General features: G+C 34.9%; 26 protein-coding genes. 6 read left to right on the top strand and 20 right to left on the bottom strand.

The genetic code is table 11. The annotated features are described in order from the left end of the window. The 3 genes from ACKI30_RS08600 to ACKI30_RS08590 form a co-directional block, all read right to left on the bottom strand. On the bottom strand, window positions 1-1,517 hold a 1,517-nt coding region (locus ACKI30_RS08600; RefSeq protein ID WP_407411625.1), incomplete at its 3' end, for a V-type ATP synthase subunit I. An 11-nt stretch (window positions 1,518-1,528) separates the two neighbouring features. Continuing rightward, window positions 1,529-1,843, bottom strand: a complete 315-nt coding sequence (locus ACKI30_RS08595) for a V-type ATP synthase subunit H (RefSeq protein ID WP_407411623.1) — start codon at window positions 1,841-1,843, stop codon at window positions 1,529-1,531. Between the two features lie 165 nt (window positions 1,844-2,008). Further along, the gene (locus ACKI30_RS08590) at window positions 2,009-2,359 is read right to left on the bottom strand and encodes a hypothetical protein (RefSeq protein WP_292739760.1); all 351 of its coding nucleotides are present in this window, start codon (window positions 2,357-2,359) and stop codon (window positions 2,009-2,011) included. A 63-nt stretch (window positions 2,360-2,422) separates the two neighbouring features. On the opposite strand from ACKI30_RS08590, the gene ACKI30_RS08585 reads away from it, so the two are divergent. Beyond that, window positions 2,423-2,752, top strand: coding sequence for a hypothetical protein (locus ACKI30_RS08585; RefSeq protein WP_407411621.1), 330 nt, complete (start codon window positions 2,423-2,425; stop codon window positions 2,750-2,752). Here the strand turns inward: ACKI30_RS08585 and ACKI30_RS08580 are convergent. The 11 genes from ACKI30_RS08580 to ACKI30_RS08530 form a co-directional block, all read right to left on the bottom strand. Beyond that, complete coding sequence (locus ACKI30_RS08580) at window positions 2,742-3,041, bottom strand: hypothetical protein (RefSeq protein ID WP_407411619.1); 300 nt, start codon at window positions 3,039-3,041, stop codon at window positions 2,742-2,744. The genes ACKI30_RS08585 and ACKI30_RS08580 overlap by 11 nt on opposite strands. 40 nt (window positions 3,042-3,081) lie before the next feature. Beyond that, the gene (locus tag ACKI30_RS08575; protein WP_407411618.1) at window positions 3,082-3,591 is read right to left on the bottom strand and encodes a nitroreductase family protein; all 510 of its coding nucleotides are present in this window, start codon (window positions 3,589-3,591) and stop codon (window positions 3,082-3,084) included. Further along, window positions 3,578-4,393, bottom strand: a complete 816-nt coding sequence (locus tag ACKI30_RS08570; RefSeq protein WP_407411617.1) for a citryl-CoA lyase — start codon at window positions 4,391-4,393, stop codon at window positions 3,578-3,580. The genes ACKI30_RS08575 and ACKI30_RS08570 overlap by 14 nt, the downstream gene beginning before the upstream one ends. A 42-nt stretch (window positions 4,394-4,435) precedes the next feature. Next, window positions 4,436-5,308 carry a fumarate hydratase gene (locus tag ACKI30_RS08565; protein ID WP_407411615.1) on the bottom strand — a complete coding sequence of 291 codons (873 nt, stop codon included), beginning with the start codon at window positions 5,306-5,308 and terminating at the stop codon, window positions 4,436-4,438. A 4-nt stretch (window positions 5,309-5,312) separates the two neighbouring features. After that, the gene (locus ACKI30_RS08560; protein WP_407411613.1) at window positions 5,313-6,215 is read right to left on the bottom strand and encodes a peptidase; all 903 of its coding nucleotides are present in this window, start codon (window positions 6,213-6,215) and stop codon (window positions 5,313-5,315) included. Window positions 6,216-6,220: 5 nt separating this feature from the next. Beyond that, a complete protein-coding gene (locus tag ACKI30_RS08555; protein ID WP_407411611.1) occupies window positions 6,221-7,630 on the bottom strand; it encodes an MmgE/PrpD family protein in 1,410 nt (469 codons plus the stop codon). 69 nt (window positions 7,631-7,699) lie between these two features. Then, window positions 7,700-8,191 (bottom strand): hypothetical protein, encoded by a 492-nt coding sequence (locus ACKI30_RS08550; protein ID WP_407411609.1) that lies wholly within the window; start codon window positions 8,189-8,191, stop codon window positions 7,700-7,702. Continuing rightward, on the bottom strand, window positions 8,191-9,087 hold the full coding sequence (locus ACKI30_RS08545; RefSeq protein WP_407411607.1) for a DUF3100 domain-containing protein: 897 nt from the start codon (window positions 9,085-9,087) through the stop codon (window positions 8,191-8,193). The genes ACKI30_RS08550 and ACKI30_RS08545 overlap by 1 nt, the downstream gene beginning before the upstream one ends. A 113-nt stretch (window positions 9,088-9,200) precedes the next feature. Further along, window positions 9,201-9,689: a hypothetical protein gene (locus ACKI30_RS08540; RefSeq protein ID WP_407411605.1), complete on the bottom strand. Its 489-nt coding sequence runs from the start codon at window positions 9,687-9,689 to the stop codon at window positions 9,201-9,203. Then, window positions 9,690-10,577 carry a DUF3100 domain-containing protein gene (locus ACKI30_RS08535; RefSeq protein WP_407411603.1) on the bottom strand — a complete coding sequence of 296 codons (888 nt, stop codon included), beginning with the start codon at window positions 10,575-10,577 and terminating at the stop codon, window positions 9,690-9,692. Between the two features lie 231 nt (window positions 10,578-10,808). Continuing rightward, window positions 10,809-12,068: a DUF1743 domain-containing protein gene (locus ACKI30_RS08530; protein ID WP_407411601.1), complete on the bottom strand. Its 1,260-nt coding sequence runs from the start codon at window positions 12,066-12,068 to the stop codon at window positions 10,809-10,811. Between the two features lie 58 nt (window positions 12,069-12,126). Between ACKI30_RS08530 and ACKI30_RS08525 the strand changes: the two genes are divergently transcribed. Continuing rightward, entirely contained in the window at window positions 12,127-13,059 is a 933-nt protein-coding gene (locus tag ACKI30_RS08525) for a transcriptional regulator (RefSeq protein WP_407411599.1), read from the top strand. Window positions 13,060-13,068: 9 nt separating this feature from the next. Continuing rightward, complete coding sequence (locus tag ACKI30_RS08520) at window positions 13,069-13,455, top strand: hypothetical protein (protein WP_407411597.1); 387 nt, start codon at window positions 13,069-13,071, stop codon at window positions 13,453-13,455. Here the strand turns inward: ACKI30_RS08520 and ACKI30_RS08515 are convergent. Together ACKI30_RS08515 and ACKI30_RS08510 are read right to left on the bottom strand one after the other, a co-directional pair. After that, a complete protein-coding gene (locus ACKI30_RS08515) occupies window positions 13,452-14,144 on the bottom strand; it encodes a hypothetical protein (protein WP_407411627.1) in 693 nt (230 codons plus the stop codon). The genes ACKI30_RS08520 and ACKI30_RS08515 overlap by 4 nt on opposite strands. Window positions 14,145-14,253: 109 nt before the next feature. Beyond that, complete coding sequence (locus tag ACKI30_RS08510) at window positions 14,254-14,592, bottom strand: heavy metal-binding domain-containing protein (protein ID WP_407411595.1); 339 nt, start codon at window positions 14,590-14,592, stop codon at window positions 14,254-14,256. Between the two features lie 187 nt (window positions 14,593-14,779). On the opposite strand from ACKI30_RS08510, the gene serA reads away from it, so the two are divergent. Beyond that, complete coding sequence (serA, locus tag ACKI30_RS08505; RefSeq protein WP_407411593.1) at window positions 14,780-16,354, top strand: phosphoglycerate dehydrogenase; 1,575 nt, start codon at window positions 14,780-14,782, stop codon at window positions 16,352-16,354. Window positions 16,355-16,418: 64 nt separating this feature from the next. Here serA and ACKI30_RS08500 read toward each other — a convergent pair whose 3' ends face one another. The 4 genes from ACKI30_RS08500 to ACKI30_RS08485 all read right to left on the bottom strand — a co-directional run bounded on the left by ACKI30_RS08500 (window position 16,419) and on the right by ACKI30_RS08485 (window position 19,065). Next, a complete protein-coding gene (locus tag ACKI30_RS08500) occupies window positions 16,419-17,111 on the bottom strand; it encodes a Mov34/MPN/PAD-1 family protein (RefSeq protein ID WP_407411591.1) in 693 nt (230 codons plus the stop codon). Beyond that, window positions 17,108-17,830: a tRNA(His) guanylyltransferase Thg1 family protein gene (locus tag ACKI30_RS08495; protein ID WP_407411589.1), complete on the bottom strand. Its 723-nt coding sequence runs from the start codon at window positions 17,828-17,830 to the stop codon at window positions 17,108-17,110. Before ACKI30_RS08495 ends, ACKI30_RS08500 begins: the two co-directional genes overlap by 4 nt. 2 nt (window positions 17,831-17,832) lie before the next feature. Then, complete coding sequence (locus ACKI30_RS08490; protein ID WP_407411587.1) at window positions 17,833-18,597, bottom strand: aspartate dehydrogenase; 765 nt, start codon at window positions 18,595-18,597, stop codon at window positions 17,833-17,835. A gap of 75 nt (window positions 18,598-18,672) precedes the next feature. After that, entirely contained in the window at window positions 18,673-19,065 is a 393-nt protein-coding gene (locus ACKI30_RS08485; protein ID WP_292739802.1) for a PRC-barrel domain-containing protein, read from the bottom strand. A 164-nt stretch (window positions 19,066-19,229) separates the two neighbouring features. On the opposite strand from ACKI30_RS08485, the gene ACKI30_RS08480 reads away from it, so the two are divergent. Together ACKI30_RS08480 and ACKI30_RS08475 are read left to right on the top strand one after the other, a co-directional pair. Beyond that, window positions 19,230-19,952 carry a tRNA-binding protein gene (locus ACKI30_RS08480; protein WP_407411584.1) on the top strand — a complete coding sequence of 241 codons (723 nt, stop codon included), beginning with the start codon at window positions 19,230-19,232 and terminating at the stop codon, window positions 19,950-19,952. Window positions 19,953-20,151: 199 nt separating this feature from the next. Further along, window positions 20,152-20,538, top strand: coding sequence for a hypothetical protein (locus ACKI30_RS08475; protein WP_407411582.1), 387 nt, complete (start codon window positions 20,152-20,154; stop codon window positions 20,536-20,538). Window positions 20,539-20,738 lie beyond the last annotated feature (200 nt).

Below are 20,738 nucleotides of genomic sequence, written 5' to 3'. Positions count from 1 at the left end.
TCTTTCTTGTTTCCGTATCTTAAGTTGTTGATAGCACCTAAGATAAATCCGATGTTGGTGTAAATAAGACCAACAGCAATAGCTATTATCAAAATAGTATCAGGGTGTACGAATGCTTCAACAGGAGCAAATACGGTCGGTAAACGGAAACCAGCTATTCTTTCTGGGAAGTCCCCAATGAAACCGTTGGTAATCAAACCCAGTATAACGGCCCACAGACCGGACCAGATTAAAATCCATCCGAAGGAATGCATAGATTTTTTAACTTTCCACATTTCTTTTAATAATACTACCCGAAGAAGAGCTACAATTAAACCATAAATTGCATCGGTTAAACAGAAACCGAAGAAGAATGGGAATGTGATTGCAACAAATATAGTTGGATCCAATGCATTGTAACGTACCGGAGAGTACATATCAACAAGGTATTCGAAAGGTCTTGCGTACCATCCATTTTGTTGTAGGATAGGAACATTTTCATCATCTGTACCTTCAACCTCTATTGTTTCAAAGGCACAATGTCCATCAGAACTTTTTTCAACCAATTGTTCTACTTTTTCAGTGTCTTTGACAGGCACCCATGCTTCAAGTACATAAGCATCTTTAGTTTGAACAAAGGATGAAAGAATTTCGTTCTTTTCTTTTTCATTTTCTAATTGTTCTTTGAGAGCCAATACCTCATCGTCCCATTGTTCTGCAACTGCTCTTAACTCTGATTTAACAGATGCTCGTTCTGATTCAATGGTTAATAATCTGGAATCAGCATTTGAAATAATGTGCTGAGGAGTACCTTCAACGTCACCTATTTCAATTCTCTCAAAGTCGAATTTACGAAGTGTTGAATAAACATCATCACTAAATTCTTTTAATGTCACTACAGTGATAATTTCTCCTTCTTTATCATCCATAGGAACAGTAAATACTTCTAATTCATCAGTCAAGTTACTTAATTCATTTTTGATTTCTGAAGCAGATTCAGCATTAATCCTACCAACAGTAGTAGAAGTGTACTTTGAATCTTTTAAAAGTGCTAAATCCATGTCAAAATTAGATAAGCGATTAGCCAAACTTTTATTAGACTTTAGTTCACTTGTTTCAGCGTCGAGTGCGGATAATTTTCCTTCAATAACACTTGTTTTACTCTCTACTTGAGCTAATGTGTCTTCAGCTTTTTTAATGAAATCTTCAGTATCTAAAGCTTCAATTTCTTTTTGAACTGGCATGTCTGGACTAATAAAAGACATTAAAGTATCTTTTAACCCATGGCCTTCTGATAAAGAATCTCCTAATAGTTCAGATATACCGTTTGTTTTCATTAAAAGTGAAGATAACTTACCTGTGTAGGGAGTCGCTTTTGCAGGAGTAACTACATCCGCTAATTCAGGATCTTGCTGAATGCTTTCAGAAATATCACTGACTTGTACTAGCCCAGATTCGTGGAGAGCGTCCACTGTAGGAGCTACATACTTTTCCAGTGTAACAATTCTAATTTTTCGCATTCTAGCTGTCTTGAACATATAATCTCACACTACAAAATATTTTTGACAATAATAGAAGCAGCTTCATCAACATTTGCCATAGCTTTGTCCTTTAAGGCTTTTACGTCACCTGCGGACTGCTCAGCAATAGATTGCGCTTCTTTTTTAGCCTTATCTTCTGCATCAAAAACAGTATTTTTAGCTTCTTCTTCAGCTGCAATTTTAGCTTCGGAAACAATTTCTTCAGCTTTTAATTTTGATTCAGCAATCAAATCTTTTGATTGGGACTGTGAATCAACAATTAATTGTTCAGCGTCAGATTCAGCTTTTTTTATCATTGCGATTGCGTCTGATATCTCTGCCATAATTAATCACCATGGTGTACTTATTTTTGTTGTGTAATATATATATCTTTTACTATTTAATATTGGTAAAAATAGCTGAAATTGTAATTTAATTAAAAAATATTATCCAAAAAATAAAATTTATATCAAAATATTAAAGAAAAAAATAAATAAAAGATAAATAATTTATCTATAGAACCATTTCAATATACTAGGCGGTAACTTTTGCAAATAAGCCAAAATTGCGATTATTATAATGATTAAACCAACAATAACGAATTCAATATTGTACGGATAACCCAATAACATATACCCGCTTACACCGATGACAATACCCTCAAAGAAAAATACTGCCTTGGTCCAGCCGGGATTGAATAAAATTATAAAGTATGCAATGGCTATTAAAATCAATATAATTGCAGTTGCAATAACCTCAGTAGTTATTGGCCTGTGAGCTAAAAATGGTGAGATAGCCCATACAATTAACATTAATGCCAACATTACCCCTAATAATTTAAACATTTTAACGTTTGCCATAATAACACTATTTTTAAGTTTTGACTTTATACTATTTATATAATTATATTCTAAATGATATTCATGGAACGAGCAGTTTGGATAATTCTTAATAAAAATTTCTCATTAACAATGGATAGTGAAATAAAAGACAATAAGCTAACTGATAAAAAGTTCTCGCCTGGAAGCGATATCTGGACCAATGAACTTCCACGACTGGGCTTCAGTGACGAGCGGGTTCAGAATGACTACGAAGATTTCCTCTCCGACATCATAAGCCTGTTTGCAGAAGCTGGCGCTGATGAAGTATTCATAGATGCGAAACTAGGTGAAGAATCAGAATACATTAACGCCAAAGATCCATTAGTAATAAGAAAAATAGAAGAATATAGTGTAGATGAGATTATAGAATAGCATTCGCCTTTTCCAATATTTCATCCATGTTACTAAATTCTAAAGGTTCCCCTTCTTCAGATACCTTTTCTGTTGTGATTAACACATTTGGAGAGGCCCATAAAAAAGAATAAGAGAAATATACAATATTAATGATTAAAAATACCCAAGAAACTGACAATGCTAAAATTAAACATATGGCCTGAATTAATATATTCCCATATCTCCTTTTTCTCATCAGGATGTAATGATTTTCCTGCTGGACAATTTTAAATTTTTTTTGAGACAATTCCTCAGAAATTTTTTCCATTTCCGCAGAACTATCCGCACCGAGTATGAATAAATTCATTTTAATCAATGTAAACTACAAACTCATCCAGTTCTTTTCTTGGAGTGTCACGAGGTTCAGCATTAGGATACCCTAATGGAGTAAAGAGTACTGCTTCCTCATTTTCTTCTAGATCTAAGAATCTGTGAGCTTCTTGTTTTTTGAATGCTCCAATGTAACATGTTCCAAGGCCAACGTCCTGAGCGGCCAAAATCATGTGGTCCATTACAATTGTTGCATCTATATCTGCAATGTTCTTTTTATCCCAAGGCCTTGTCCATGCCTGGTCTATTATTGCAACAACACACAATACATAAGGAGCCTCAACAAACCATTTGGCACCGTAAATTTTGGATAACGCTTCTTTATGCTTTTTAGTGTCAATCACATAAACTTTAAAAGGCTGTGCGTTTACTCCGGTTGGAGCCATGGTTGCAGCTTTTAAAACATATTCCAATTTTTCCTTTTCCACTTCTTTGTCCAAGTATCCTCTTACACTGTATCTTTCAGTGATTACATCAATAAATTCCATCGTATCTTCCACCTTCATATATTATATCATCAAGGTCACAAAAACGTCTGAATTCCTCTTCATCCATTTTTTCTTCGTGAATGTGGGCAATGATTCCAGGAATCCTTCCGATTATGAATACGCCCAATCCCAAATCAGGAGTGAATCCCAAATCAGATAAAATTGCGGCATTTGCGCCGTCAACATTGAGTCTGATATTCTTTTTTTGATAAATCAAATCTTCCAGAGCCAAAGCCAGTTTAACGTGAGGCCCAATAAATCCTTCCTTAATAACCAATTCCATTAGCTTGTCGGCCCTTGGGTCAACATTATGATATCTATGTCCAAAACCAGGTATTTTTTCATCGCTACTCATATACTCATTGTAGATATCGATGGCCAAACTTGCAATTTGCTTGTTGTCAATGTCTGAATCTTCTGTCCTATAGATGGAATTGACTCTTGACTGATACAATTGCATGGTTTTTTCAATAGCTCCCGCATGCTTATGTCCGAATGACAGCAATGCCCCCGCAACAGCCGAGTTCATAGGTGAACCTGATGAAGCAATCAATCTAGCTGTTTGAGTGCTTGGAGGTGTTACTCCATGGTCACAAAATGAAACCAGAACCTGATTAAAGATCTTTCCCTCCTTAAGAGAAGGCAGCCTTCCTTTCAAGATTAAATAAACCATATCGCTATAACGGATTTTCTCAATCAAATCTCTCTGATTATATCCCCTAGTGACCAGTTTATCTGTTTCCACACGAGAAATATTTGTTTTTAAAGAATGAGGATTAACTCTGAAATTATTTTCTTGCATTTTCATGTACCTTAAAATTTTTTTAATATAAGTATATAAGTTTTATAACTTTAATGTTGCTACTCTTGGCTCAACAAAACATGCCGGGCGGATTGCAACAATTCTCACACCGCTTGCCCTCTGATTGCCGATGTTTACATAGGAACCAAGAACAGTGGTTTTTCCGCCAAAACCCAACGGTCCAATGCCAGTTTCATTTAATTTATATGTAACGCGCTTTTCCACATCACTTTGATTGTCCAGATTGCCGTATGCAATTGACTTTAACATGAGCGCATTTGCTTCATAGTGGGTTCTTCCTATACCTATTGACGGAATTGAAGGAGTGCAGCCCAACAAGCTTAAAGATTCCTTTAACCAGTCAACGGCAGTGTCAATAACATTTTCAAAGGAGCGTTTGTGGTAAACCCTGTATGTTTTTGCCCGGATTTCAGGACCGCCCCCTTCAAGAATGAAATGTAAGTTTAAAGTATCCGGTGAAATATCCCTTTTATATGTTGATTCATCATTGGCACAATCAATTAATACGGATGCAGGTTTTAACATTCCTGGCTTTTCGTATAAACCTTTGCTCTGTTCGATTCTTTCAATTTCATCTCCTTTGACTGCCATTGGCCTTGCAGGAAGATTATTCAAACCCAATTCAATGCCCTCATGAATCTGATTCAGCAACTCCCCTGAAATTTCCCTTTCACGTCCCAGCTCCACTATAACATGAGGAATTCCTGTATCGTCACAGAGAGGAAACCTTGTCTTTTGTGCAACTTTATAATTTTCTAAAATCTGTGATAATGCCCATCGGGCATTTTCATTCTCTTCAATGTCAATTGCATGAGACAAAGCTTTCAGCTTATCATCTGTTAAAGTGGTGGATGCCTTGATGATGGTTTTGGAAATATTTTCAACAATATCCATATGATCACTCTGGAACTGATAAATCTTCACTTTTGGATGGAGATACGATTGCTTCAGGACAATATTCATCAATCATTCTTTTAACTAGCATAACCTGCTTAATACGGGCTATTGCTTCTTTTTCTGTGGTGTCCCAGTTATGGTTTGCAGCAACAGACCCCCCAGTTTTTAAATAGACCGGAGCCGCCACATCAATAAATTTAGGAACTTCATAATGGCGAATAAATCCTCCTGTGGATTTTGGATTTTCAGTGTGCAAATCTATAGCCATGTCAACAGCATTCCTGATGGATGCAATCATTGGAATTTGCAAATCACGAACAGGATTAAGTGAATTAAGTCCCTGTGCTTCCAATAATTTCGCAGATGCGGGATTTGAATGACCTGCATGGGCTGACAGTTTGAAGTGAGTGTTTTTTGGAATTTCTCCCTCTTTTCTCATTTTGTTTAAAACCCAAAGCAAACCTTCGTCATAAAGTAAGATTCCGCGAACTCCCAGTCTGCATGCCCTTTTTACATCTTCAATTGCATAAACTAAATTATCATAACCTCTAAGCCTGTAACCGATTCTGCTCCCCTCTTTTGTATGAACTGTTGCTGAAGTGTCATATGTGGCTCTTGGACCGACAGATAAAAATAATTCACACCCATAATCAATAGCCAAATCAACCATTTCGGTTATTTCTTCATCTGTCAGAAGCATAATCCCCTTTGTTTGAGTAACCCTATGAATAAAAATATTGTTTTTAAGAGATTCCTTTAAAAGAGCATTCATAGTCTTTGGAGATTGAATTCCAGGAACTTCAAAACGGTATTGCCCGCCATCAGCAAATCTCTTATCTGAACTGAAATCATCAAAAGTTTCCTGAATTCCGATTTTGCTTAAAAATTCTTTTGTTTTATCCATAATACCTACTCATTCAATTTTTGAACAACATATTTCATAGAATATTCTTCAAGAGAGTCTATAACAGTCAGGTTCCTTACATCATAAAGAGGATTGTTTGATTTGAATTTATCGATCAATTCGCTTAGCTGATACGGATTTTCAAAGTCCCCTTTCGGAAGCAATGTGATATTTTGAAATACACCATTTCTAAATGCCTTATCCAATTTAATTATTACATTGGATGGCCTCTTGTCAGGATATAAGTCATTTAACTTTTCATCAGAAAGAATAATCATTTTACTGACCAGATTTTTTATGCTGTTTACTGTATCAACTGTTGAATAGTTATCCAAAAGCCCATATTCCATTAGCTGGTTCATGTCATCAACAGTGACTTCTCCAACAACAAGGGATATTGCAACAGCATAAGGCAATGACTGCTTTAACTCTTCAACATTTTTCGGGTCGAAATTATCGTGCTGTGCCGCAACATCATATGTTTTAACGGCAATATTTTCAATATGATCATATTCATCGCCGATACTTGCCTTCAGCTTCAATGCAGTGTCGATTGATGAGTGAATGTGTCTGCAAAACGGATATTTCTTAAAGTAAATGTCCCTGACCCTCACTCGACCTATTTCCTTTAAGGCCTTTTCAAATGAGAATTCCTCCGGTTTATAATCAGTGTTGGAATAAACCATGGTTTTCAAAAAACCTTCATTTCCTTCAAATATTGTTCCGCTGCCGGTAAATCCATTTCTTGCAAGAAACGCAGACAGTATTCCATTGTATACTGCCTTACCAGCATGCAGAGATTTACCCATGGATCCCCCATGGTCGGATTCCAAAAGTCCAGCGGACTGTGTTCCGCATAAACCCAAGGCATTTAAAATTTGTTCATCATCAAGTTTTAATAATTTTGAAGCTACCGCTCCAGCAACAAAAGCTCCAATGGTACCTGTTGTGTGAAAACCATTATTCCTATGTTCAGGATTAACAATTTTTCCAAGCAATATTCCGACCTCATATCCAACAATGACTGCCTCTAAAAACTCTTTTCCACTTAAATCGAAACTTTCAGATATTGCGAGCGCTGTTGGAAATATCACTGCACCCAAATGTATTTGAGCACCTCTATGACCATCATCTAACTCAAGCACGTGAGCAGATACACCATTTAGAAATCCAGCACTTAAAATATCGGTTTTCTTATTTTTTCCAATAATTGAAGCTTTTAAATTATAATTTAAGTTTCCAGAAAATATTTCTTCAACTGTATTAAAAGCTATATTTGAAGCCTCTTCGTTAGATCCACGATAGGTTACTCCAAAAAAATCTAAAAAAGCCGCTTTAACAGTAGTGATGGATTCCACAGTTGCTTTTTCATAACGGTAATTTGAAATAAATTTAGAAATATTTTTTAAAAACATAGCACATCTAACTGTTATATATGTACAAATAATGTTAAATAGTTAACTTATAATATTTAAAAAATAGATTTAAACAGCTGGAACACCGCTTAACACAAGAACAATATGTGCCACAATAGCAGCACCATAATAAGTGGATGCAATAACTAATACAGTAATGACAATTGCTTTCCAGCCCAATGCCTTGAATTCATCCCAGCTTTTACCCATACCTATACCAACATAAGCTAAAAATACAGTTACAATAGATAAAAGTTCTATCTGAGATACATAGTAAAGAACAAATTCTGATGTCGGCATGCCCGGAAATGCAAGAACAATACCTATAATACTGATATAAAGAATAGATGAAACGTTTAATGGAAGTTCCCTTTCCATCCATACCCCAACAAGAGTAATTACTGACAATATCGCCATTCCCACAAGAGAATCGGTCATCGGATGTTTATATCCTAAATAATTACCAATCACAGTTATGATTGAGAAAATAACCAACAACAAAATCCAATTGAAAATACCATGAACAGAAACGTTCTCAGACCCATCAATTAGATCAGGCATTATTCCTCATCCTCCTTTTTAGCAGTGACTGATTCTTTTCCGATTTTAGGTTCAAGCCAGTTGTACATCTTTTCTGTTAATGGAATTGCAACAAATATCACAATATAAATTCCAACACAGAATGACAGCAAATTACTGAATCCCGCAAATGCCTCGATTTGAGTTTCCAAACCAGGAAATGCTGCAAGAGTCGGTCCGATAGCGGCCGCATTCATACTTGCACTACCTACACCACTGGCCATTGCAAATGCATAGGGATGCAACGGCAGGAATGATAATGAGAATGTTACAAGGAAACTTATGAATATTGTACCTATTACAGTTCCGATGATGAAAATTGCAAATACTCCTCTTGATTCGGGAGAATTAAAGCCATATTTATCCACAACAACTGCAACGTTAGGTTCCCTTCCGATGGAATTGGTCATACCAATAGCTTCTTTTTTGAATCCTAAAAGCAACGCAATAGGAAGTATCAGAATTGTTGCCAAGTGCCCCAATTCCTGCAAAATCAAAGCGGGACCCATCTTAAATATCAAGCTTATTGACTGACCACTTGAAACAGCCAGCTTTGCAATCAAAATGCCAATGAAAAGCATCATGGCGCCTTCAGCAATACGGGCCTGTTTTCTTTGAATCCAGGTGATAGGCTTTGCAAGATAGAAAACCAAACCTAAAATAATGGTATAAATTAAAGGCATGATGGTAATGGCAACATCTTTTGTGAGTGGAATCTCAATTGTGCCTATTAATTCTGCAAGGACAACTAATAAAAGCACAGTAATATGTAATCTGTAATCCCTCCACGGGTTCTTCTTTAAAATTCGTTTATCCGTTTTTTCACGATAAATATGCTCAACTGGATTGTCTTTATCCGGAATAAAAATCCACTCCAAAACCAATATAGATTTACTTTAATGTATAATTTATTTATAAAAAAGGCATTATATAGGTTACTATTCCATAACTTAAAAAAAGCAAAACGAAAAATAGATAAAAAAAAGAAAAATTAGGCTGGAACTCCAGTCAATGTTAAAATAATGTGAGCTACAACCGCAGAACCCAAGTATGTTGATGCGATTACCAAAATAGTAATAATAATAGCGCGCCAACCAAGGGCTTTGAACTCATCCCAGCTTTTACCCATACCTATACCAACATAAGCCAAGAACACTGTTACGATAGATAAAAGTTCAACCTGTGATACATAATGCAACAATGGAGCAGAGGTAGGCATACTTGGAAATGCTAAAACAATACCGATTACACTGATGTAAATAATTGAAGATATGTTAAACGGCAGTTCCCTTTCCATCCAAACTCCAACCAGAGTAATTACTGAAAGAATGCCCATACCGATTAAGGAGTCAGTCATCGGATGCTGATAACCTACATAATTACCAATAGCTGTAATGATTGAGAAAATGGCTAAAAGTAAAATCCAATTAAAAATACCATGAACAGAAACATTTTCAGATCCGTCAATTATATCAACCATTTACTCACCCTCCTTTTCATCAACAATTGAATTTCTTCCGATTTTAGGCTCTAAAAATTCATATAATTTTTCAGTTAAAGGCAATGCAATAAATATTACAATATAAATACCTATTGAAAATGAAAGCAAGTTACTGAAACCTGCAAATGCCTCAATTTGTGTTACTAAATTAGGAAATGCTGCAAGAGTAGGACCTAAGGAAGCGGCATTCATACTTGCACTACCAACACCACTAGCCATCGCAAATGCATAAGGGTGCAATGGTAGAATAGAAACACTGATACTTGTCAGGAAACTTATGAAAACTGTACCTATAATTGTTCCGACAATGAACAATGCAAAAATCCCCCTTGATTCCGGAGAATTGAATCCGTATTTATCAACAACAACAGCTACTTCCGGTTCACGACCGATTGAATTTGTCATACCAATTGTTTCTCTTTTAAATCCTAAAAGTAAAGCAACAGGAAGTGCGATAAATATTGTAGCCAAGTGTCCTAATTCCTGTAAGATCAAAGCAGGACCCATTTCAAAAATCAAGTGTATGGATTGGCCACTGGAAACAGCTAATTTAGCTATTAAAACACCAATGAAAAGCATCATAGCTCCTTCAGCAACTCTGGATTGTTTTCTTTGAATCCAGGTGATAGGTTTTGCCAAGTAAAATACTAATCCCATTACCATTGTATATAACAGAGGCATGATTGAAACTGCAACCCCTTCTGATAACTTTATTTGAATAGGGCCGATTAATTCTGCTATAATCACTAAAAGTAATACAGATAAATGTAATCCATAATCTTTCCAAGGATTTTTCTTTAAAATACGTTTATCAGTTTTATTACGATAAATATGTTGAATATTTGTCTTATCATCATCATTGGTCAAATAAACCCGCTCCCACCCGACACTAAAAAATATGTGTCATTAATTAATTTATCTTAAAAAACTAGTATTTAAATCAATATGATTGAGTTCTCAAAAGTTCCAATTTCATGAATAAAAATCATGAAAAAACAGAGAAATAGTTCACTAAAAGTGAATAATAAGATATTAAAATAAACCATTTTAAATAATCCTATGATTAAATAAACAAATAAAATAAGAAATTTATAGAAATTACATTCTACAAAGTGGTTTTGACAAGTGTCTTCTTGCAGAAACCGGTGTTTCGTAAAATTGATGATTTTTTAAATTTCTTTCGATTGTAATAGGAACTTTTTCATTTGACTCGATTTTCCTTCCACATTTTTTACATTTGAATCCCTTGTTCTTTCCTGCAGAAGTCATTCTTTTACCGCATTCACAAACCGGATTTTTATATTCAACATCATTTAATTTTAAAACTTGGAATTTTTCAATGTTGAATGTGTTCTGCTCACCAATTCCACCGAATACACGGATTACATCACCAGGGCGCAGATTAGAAACTGTCTGCCTGAAACCTTTGGTCGGTTCATATGCACCGCATTCAATCTCGCCGGATTCATCAAATATATAGAAAAACATGTGCCCGCCATCAATAATTGTAGGTTTGTTTTTAACCTCACCTGTAACTTCATAGCAGCCATACTGCTTCATTGAAGCAATGTCAGGTGTTTTTTGAATGTGCATGTCAGTATGCTGATTAGTCTTATAGATACAGTAATCAACAATCGGTTCAGACACTTTAACAATATCCTTTGCGGTTTTAAGGGCTTCAACAGTGTTTGATCTGATACCGTATAAAACAGGACACGGTGTTTTTGGCTCTATTGCAATATATTTCTCTCCATAATCAATGTTTTCAAAGGTATCGGGAAAAGTTTGACTGTCCATCTCATAAACTGATTCATAATCTATTTGCCTTTTGGTTCCGTAATTTTCAGGAGCCCTATACGTAAGCAGTTCAAAAGTGTAATCCGCAAGCGGAAGGCTGATGGCAGCTATTGATCCTATGATTCCCCTTCCCTTTTTGAACTTGTGAATTTCACATCCCACAGAGTTGGCGAATTCTTCCGCTTCTTCAATTGTTATGAACTCATAAATCGCCCTGAATGCATAATCCACCATTTCTTCAGTTATTTCCCCATCATAAAAAATAACGCCGGGATTGGTGTTGTCACAGTCAAACATTGAAAGCTTTTCCACTTCCTCCAAGACAATCTGCTTTGCCAAACTGGCCTTATCATCATTTTCAATCTTAAAACTAACTCCACCATTGCCTCTGGTTTTAAATCTTGCAAATGGATTTAATCTGATTAGTCTAGGATAATCCAGCAGTTCGATACCGTTATCTTCAAGTTTATTGATTATCTGGCTTGCAAGAAATGTAGTGCACATCCCGTCCGGAGAATCAGTGTCATCTATTCCAATATGTAAAATGTTAATTATAATCACCCTCAAATATACAAATATATTAGAGTTAAACAATATATAATTTTTAAGAGGTATCTTTATGTTAACTAGAGGAAACTTGCTACAGCAAATAGAAAATCTACTTAAATCACAGGGATATAAAACCTCAGATATCTACGACCAGGGTTCATTTGATTTAGTAGCCAGAAAAAATCTGTTAATTTTACTTCTGAAAACATTTTTAAATATTGACAGCATTAATGAGCATAACGCCCATGAAATGAAACAGCTGGCAAATATCTTTTTGGCTTCACCCATCATCATAGGGGAAAAATCAAGAAACGGACCCCTTGAAGAGGGAGTGATTTATGAAAGATATGACATTCCAACCATCGGCATTGATACTTTTAAAAATATGATATTATACAACGAATATCCTGAAATTTTAGCAGACCGTGGAGGATATTTCGTTAAAATTGATGGAAATGTCATAAAACAATACAGAGAAGAATATTCAATGTCCCTGAAAGATTTGGCTAATCTTGCCCACGTTTCACGTGCTACAATGTATAAATATGAAAACGGCATTGTTCGCGCAAATACCGAAACTGCAATGATTCTGGAAGAAATCCTCAATACGAAAGTAACATTAGATATTGACCTTTTAAAACAACCTCAAAAGGAAGATGTTGAATACAGCGATGATGTTAATGACCTATCCAAATTGGGATATGGTGTTTTATCAACCAATAAAAGTCCGTTCGATGCAGTAGCCAAGATGAAAAGTTCAGATAAGCATTCACCATTAATGGCAAATGTTGAAAAGAACAGGACTGAAAAAACTCTAAAAAGAATGGCAGTTCCGCTAAAAGATTTATCAATGGTCACCACATCCGAACCGGTATTTATAATCAATAACGAAAAGATCAAAGAATCAATCGGAACAATACCGGTTATTAAATCATGGGAGCTAAAAGAGTTTGAAAATTCAAAAGAATTGCTGAAAATGATAAGAGAGAGAAAAGAAAATTAGAGTGGTAATATGGAAAACTTACAAATTACAGGCATGGAAAATCATCCAATAAAATGGGTTTGCAATTACAAAGGACAAAGAGCTATTGGAATCTGTGGTAAAACACAAAAAATAGCAATGTTTGCATCTGATGAGAGAGTATCTAGAATCCTTGACGACATTGTCATCGGAACAGATGAAGCACAGGAAGGATACGGCTGTGAAGAAAGAGACAGATGCTGCAATTTTGAATGCGAACTCTGTGAAATCTCACCAAGACAATATCTGCAGATTACAGGTAAAAAACCATCAAATAAAAATATAAAAGATTTAATTAATGGACTTGCAGACTTGAACAAAACATTGAAAGAAGACGGCTTTGTTCCATTTGAAGAATACGAAGTTGTGAAACTTTAGAACTCTTTTAAGAGTGAAAAGTCTTCACTTGCCTCTTCAACTTTTGCAACACCCACAGTAATTAAATCAACATAATCCGTATTTTTTAAAAATGTAAATGCCTCTTTAGGCTGCAGTACACCGGCTGCTAAAACCCTAGTAGCTATAACTTTTTTATTTAATTTTAAAACCCTGTCAACAAATTCCTGTCTTTGGGATGCGTTAAACGCATTAATATCCATCATGTAAGAAATTGAATTGAGAGGAATCATGTAAAAATCAAATAAATCCATGTCCAGATTATCTGAAATCAGATCTGTTGTCCTTGAAGGGAACGCAGTCACCAATCCTGAAAGGGCTCCGGTATTGTTAATTTCAGACAATATTTTTGAAGTCAGTCTCCAGTCATACCCGTCAACAATAAACTCGTCAACAAGCATTAACGGACAGTCATAACTGCTGAACAGCTCGATATCCTCATCCCAGTCAACTTCCTTTGCAACCTCATAATTAGGATTCAAATAATCAACATCGGATTTGCCTATGGTTGCAATGACTTTCATCTTACAGCCCTGTTCGGCTGCGATATCATATGCTTCAAGCAGATTTGAATCATTAACCAGGTTTATGGCCCGAACACCATGATTATAAGCTTCAACAATTACATCTGCAGTAGCCTGAGGATTGTTATATAAATCATCAAGATACAGTCTTGATCGATGCCCATAATAAAGTTCAGCCATGAATGGACCGTAGCCCAAAATTGTCTGGGGAATTGATTTGCCTTTAAATTCCAGTTCATCTAAAAACATAGTAACCCTATTCTTTTTCGACTACAACAGCAGTTCCGTAAACAAGAATCTCCTGCATTACATCTGAAATTTCATTTGAGTCAAATCTGATTGCAACAATACCGTTTGCGCCTAATTCCTTAGCGTGTTCAATGGCTCTGTGTAATGCTTCATCTCTGGACTCTTCCATCATTGTTACATATTGGGTGATTTCCCCACCGAATAATGATTTTATGCCTGCACCTATCTGTCCGCCGGCACCTCTGCTTCTAACAGTCAATCCGTAAATGAATCCTTTTGTTTCCACTATTTTAAATCCCGGAATATCATTTGCTGTTGAAATTGCAAATTCTTCTACTGATACCATAATAATATCTCCTTTATTTTTTTGATATGTGAAAACCACATCGTTAATAGTAATTATTGCAGTCCTTATTTAAAAATTATTAGCATATCCATTAGATTTGTTTAAATTTTAAATATAATAAAGAATATAAATTTAAGTAATATTTATTATTAAATATTCTTTTTAAAATCAATTATATGGTGAAAATATGAAAGTACTCGTTGCTGATGCAATAAATGAAAAGGGTATTGAAAACTTAAAAGAAGTTGCTGAAGTAGTTGTAGACACCAGCATTACTCCTGAAGAGTTAGCAGATACCATCCATGAATATGACGGAATAATCGTAAGAAGTCGGACAAAATTAACTGCAGATTTAATCGAAAAAGCAGAAAATATGAAAATCATAGCAAGAGCTGGTGTTGGAGTAGACAACATCGACTTGGATGCTGCAACTGAAAAAGGTATTATGGTTGTTAACTCACCAGAATCCACCTCAGTAACTGTAGCAGAACACACAATGGGTTTAATCCTAAGCATGGCTCGTAAAATTTCCATTGCTGACAAATCCGTTAAAGAAGGCAAATGGGAAAAGAAAAAATTCATGGGTGTTGAACTCAGAAATAAAACTCTCGGTGTAATCGGTATGGGAAGAATCGGTTCACAAGTTGTAAACAGATGTAAAGCATTCGGTATGGAAGCAATGGCATATGATCCATACTTGCCTGAAGAAGTTGCAAAACAAATGGGCGTTGAATTAACCACATTAGAAAAAGTGCTTGAAAATGCTGATTTCATTACAATTCACGTACCGCTCACTCCTGAAACCAAACACTCAATTTCCACAGAACAATTTGAATTAATGAAAGACACAGCATATATTGTAAACTGTGCTCGTGGTGGAATCATTGATGAAGACGCACTCTACGATGCTTTAGTCAATAATAAAATAGGTGGAGCTGCTTTAGACGTATATGAAGAAGAGCCACCTGCTGAAGATTCAAAATTATTCGAACTTGACAATATCGTATTGACTCCACACATTGCTGCTTCAACCAAAGAAGCTCAAAGAGATGCTGCTATTATCGTAGCTGATGAAATTATCGACCTTGCAAACGGCAAAGCACCTAGAAACGTATTGAACATGCCACGTATCGACAGCAATACCTACCAGGAATTAGCTCCATACATGGAATTATGTGAAAAATTAGGTAGCTTTATCTCCCAAGGAGTCAACGGTAAAATTAAAGAAATTGAAATCGTTTACAGCGGAGAATTAGCTGAAATCGACAACCTTGAAATTTTGACAAGAACTGTTATTCAAGGTGCTGTAAATCCATTCTTAAGTTCTCCTGTTAATGCGGTCAATGCATCCCTTGTTGCTAAAGACAGAGGAATAAGCATTACTGAAGGCAGAAAAAATAATTCAAAAGGATATGATTCCTTAATTAAAGTAATCGCAAAAAGTGCAGACGACAAATTCTCTGCAGTTGGTACACACTTACACGAATCAAGAATTTTAAAAGTAAACGATTACTGGGTCGATGTTATTCCTGAAGGACACATGTTCATAGCAAAATATGAAGACGTTCCTGGAAGCATCGGTAAAATCGGTACCAAATTAGGAGAACACAACGTTAACATCGGAATTATGCAAGTTGGAAGAGATGAAAAAGGCGGAAGAGCTATCATGGTTCTAACTTTAGACAAAGAAATTCCAAAAGATGTTATTAAAGAAATCCAAGCTTTAGACAATGTCTACGAAGCTAACGGATTAGAATTATAAAAAACAATTTTCACCATATTGTTTTTTATTTTTTTATTTTTCAACCATTAAAAAAAAGAAAGAATTAATCCTTGAATTCTTTTGATATTTTCTTAACGCTGCCATCAGCATTAAGTTCTATTTTTATTACCTGATTAGGCAAAGTCGTATTTGAGATTATTTCCATTTGATTGCGTTTTTCATATTCTTCATAGTGATTTTTTCGCTCTTCATCAAGGCTTTGGAAGAATTCATCATCCTCTTCATCGAAAAATCCTGGCTTGAATTCATCATTTTCAGTTAAAACATCACTTTCATCGAAAAATTCGTCAGGATTGTCGTCAACCAGGTAACTGTAATCCCCAATAGTATAATCAATATGCTCGCCGTACCTGTCGTATGATTTAAAGGTCTCCAAACTGTAAGGGAGACATACAATCATGTGAAAATACCCATTTTTGGAAAATGTCTTTAAATCTGCTCCAGACGGCATTGCACTTGGTCCTGGGTGAGAGTGGACTGATCCCCAATATTTTGTGTTCATCGGAATCATTTCAGTATGAACGACAGCTCCGGTTTCACATGTCTCTCCCGGAACAAAAATCAAACTTGTAATATACAATACCTTATCAATGATTTTACCGTCAAAAAAGGCTAAAAATTCGTTCGGATATGCCTGTTTTGAATAATAAATTACTGATTCAAGAACTTCCCTATCAACACGAACTTCATTGAACTCCTCGTCATTGCTTTTAAATAATTTTGAAATAAAGCTCATTTGATCACCCGAATTTCCTTAAAGAATTTTTCACTGAAAATCGGAAGCTCCCAGTCTGTGTAAACATAACTTCTGAATGAGGTCTGGTTTTTATTTTCTTTTTTATTGAAACCGACCACTTTTTTATTTTTCCTGTATACTGCAATTCCCCGTTTTTTATAAGTTTCAATATCATTTAAGTTAATGCCATTTTCAAACAAGAATTCATGAATGTCACTTAAATTCATGCCATTTATTTTATCGTTTGCTTCTGTATTTGAATACTTGGTTTTGAGGTATGAGATTCCATGTGAGTTAACGCAGTTTCTCCATGATTCATCCTGCCTCCACTTGAAATAATCCAAGATATCGCCGTCACTGATTGGAATGATTCTTGAATCAAAAGCTGGAGGTTTCTTAAATTGAGTATCATAATGCATTACAAAGGAACTTGCAGTGAAACTAGCTATTACGGAATTTATTTTTTCAACTCTGCCATCGAATGGAATTTTATCTAAAAGCAAGCTTATTTCATCTGAAAAAGTATAAACGAACTCCGCTGAAAACTCTTCAAATAGGTCTCGGCAAACCTCAGAGATAACATTATAAAAGTTCTCATCATAAGGTTTTACCAGATTTAAATCACGGGCCAACTTATGAAAGCTCCTGCCATCCAAGCGGACAATGATTTTAGAGTTTTTCGGAACTTTTAGAGATGAATAAACTTCAAAATCTTTCATTATTACATTCCCACACTTATAGTTTCATTGAAACTTTTAAGCAATCTGATAGCAGACAATGCTGCCAGCATGCTTGTTTTCGGATTGGCTGCACAAGGATAGTTCATGGTTGTAGTTTTAAACTCACCGAAATCGCCTTTTGCAGTAATTTCATGAACATTTCTGTCAACTTTAGGATCGACGATAATTTTAACATCAATGTCCCTTTCACATGCAATACTAATTGTGGCTGCAACATTAATGTTTAATGGAAATTCCTTTACTGCTTCTGAAGCCTTACCCTCAAATAATACTTCCTCAGTATCAATGTCTTTTCCAAGGGATTTTGGAGACTTGCGGGTTACAAGATTTACCTCTTTAAGACCGAACTTGGAAACTGCCTTGATTCCATCCAATCCTACAACCGCACCTGAAGGCAAGTGTATTTTAGCACCATGCTCCTTAGCCAAATTCAAAACTTCAAAATAAAAGTCCATGTCCATGAATGCGCCAATACTCATTACAATCATGTCCTTGCCTTTTTTAAGAATCTTTGGTGCCAATTCTCTGACTGAAGCAGGTGACGCACATTCCAAGACCAAATCAACATTGTCCAACATGTCATCCAGGTCAAGTGCTGCAACACCTCCTGCCAAACTGGCTAAATTTTCAGCCCTTTCGACATCCTTATCGAAAAAGTATGCAATTTCAATACCGTTATCTTCTGGAACTACGCTTGTAGTAATAATGTTAGCAATAGCTCCACATCCTATAATACCTACTTTCATATTATCACTTAGAGCAAATTTACTAAATAAAATATTAAATAAAAAAAAAGAATTTAAAAGATTATTTCTAATCTTTTAGTCGAATTGAACTTGAGTTTCATTTTGTGGTTGAGTTTCAGGTTGTTTTGGAGCAGCCTCAGGGATTTGTGGTTCAGGGTTAATTTTTTTCATGTCCCTAGGGTTGATTAACATGATGTCTCCAATAGCTTGAACTTTATCAAAGTCCACAGTTAATAAATCGTTTTGGAATGATCTCATTTCGTGTTCTTCTGGAGATTCACCACGAATACTTCCAAAAATTTGATTAACTAATGATCCGGTAGGTCTTCTTTCTTGTTCAATAGCTCTAACTTGTAATTTTGAAATAGTTCCTAATCTAATATTTAATATAACATCTTCTACACGACCAACATAATGTCCTGTGTTGGTATAAATATCTAAACTGCGTAATTTTGAAACTTCTACCATGTTTACACCACAATATAAAATAATAATTAAATAAATATGTATTATTTTATTTAATTGTTAATATAAATAGTTTTTGTTTTTAAAAGTTAAAGACGTCTTATTTTACAAAAAACTTATTAAATTTAACAATTAAAATATAATTTAGATTACAAGGAGACTTTAAATTGTGGGATACAACAAAAGATTATAGAATTTTAGTAGCAAGCAAGGCAAGAGAGAATTATTTAAATCTCATTCCAACAGCTTCATTTAGAGGAAGCTGGAATAAAAAACAAGCTGTTGATTTGGGAAAGCAAATGAACAGTGATTTTCAATCATTGATTTACTCTTACCTCGAAGGAGATGAATTGGTAAACTCTCCGGATGTTGAAGCTTTAAAACAAAAAGCATTACAGATTATTGAATATTTGGGCGGAGATGACTGGAACAAGAAATTCCTAAGCAACGCTCCGAAGGAAGACAGGGAAAAAACACAGGAAAACATTGCAAAAGTAAGGTTTTTCCTCGATACAATCATCGGTTTAAAAGACAGACTTGCACTGGGTCCGATCAATGATCCGATCATGGGAGTTGACATCAAGGTCGGCGAAGTTATGAGCGTTACAACACATCCGAAAAACGATAACCTCATGCTTTGTAATGTGAATTTAGGAAAACGTGCAATAACTGTAGTTACCAACGACATGAACGTTAAAGATGAAAATAAAGTTGGAGTCTCCTTATTACCACCACAATCATTCAGCGATATCGTCAGCGAGGGAATGTTTTTAGGAATGAACGGAAGTATCCTCAAGGATGTCGACGGGGAACTCGGCCAGATGCCTAAAGGAATTCCTATGGAATCCTTAAATGAAACACGTAACCTTGTTGAAAACTATCTAAAATAAGTTTAAAAAACTTATTTTCTCTTTTTATTATTGATTTTACTTTGTTAATTTGTCATCACATTTTTAGAAAGTTATATATAGAATTAAGCATACATTATTAGTTAATTATAAAATTAAGTGAAATTAGTTTGATTTTAAGACAATATTATGAAATGAAAGCAATTTTGCTTAATTAGAACAATATTACACGGTGAATGCAATGTATGATTTTGAAGAATTTTTCCAGATTGGTAAAGAACTTTCAAAAACTGAAGACGAAGCACATATTCGCTCAGCAATCAATCGAGATTATTATTCCCTTTTTGGAGAATCTAGAAAATATTTAGTTGAAATTAAAAATAAAAAAAATCTTAAAACTAAAATCGGGATTCACACCAAAGTTTGTGACACTTTAAGATATTCAAAAGATTCCACTGAAAAATACATTGGAGATATATTATACACTTTAATTGAGATTAGAGGATTTGCCGATTATGATTGGAAAGAAAAAGACCTCAAATATTTTAAAAAAGTTTTCCCAAAAGTTAAAGAAGATGTTGAAAAAGGATTAGAATCATTAGAATTTTTAAAAAATAAATATAACTAGATACAGAGAGGATAATAATGGACATTACAAATATTGAATTTGAAAAAAAGTTTCAAGAATTGAGTCTGTAAAATTTTATAGGCTTATTTAATTTTTATGTGTTTTTGGGTCCAGTTTTGCATTTGGAAGTCTAAAAAGGTTAGAATTCCATTTTTGGTCTTGTATAATTTCTTTATTTTTTCTGGATTGGTTTGTCTGTA

This window comes from Methanobrevibacter sp. (assembly GCF_045539575.1).
GTDB lineage: Archaea > Methanobacteriota > Methanobacteria > Methanobacteriales > Methanobacteriaceae > Methanocatella.
This window is presented reverse-complemented; position numbering and strand designations above follow the sequence as displayed.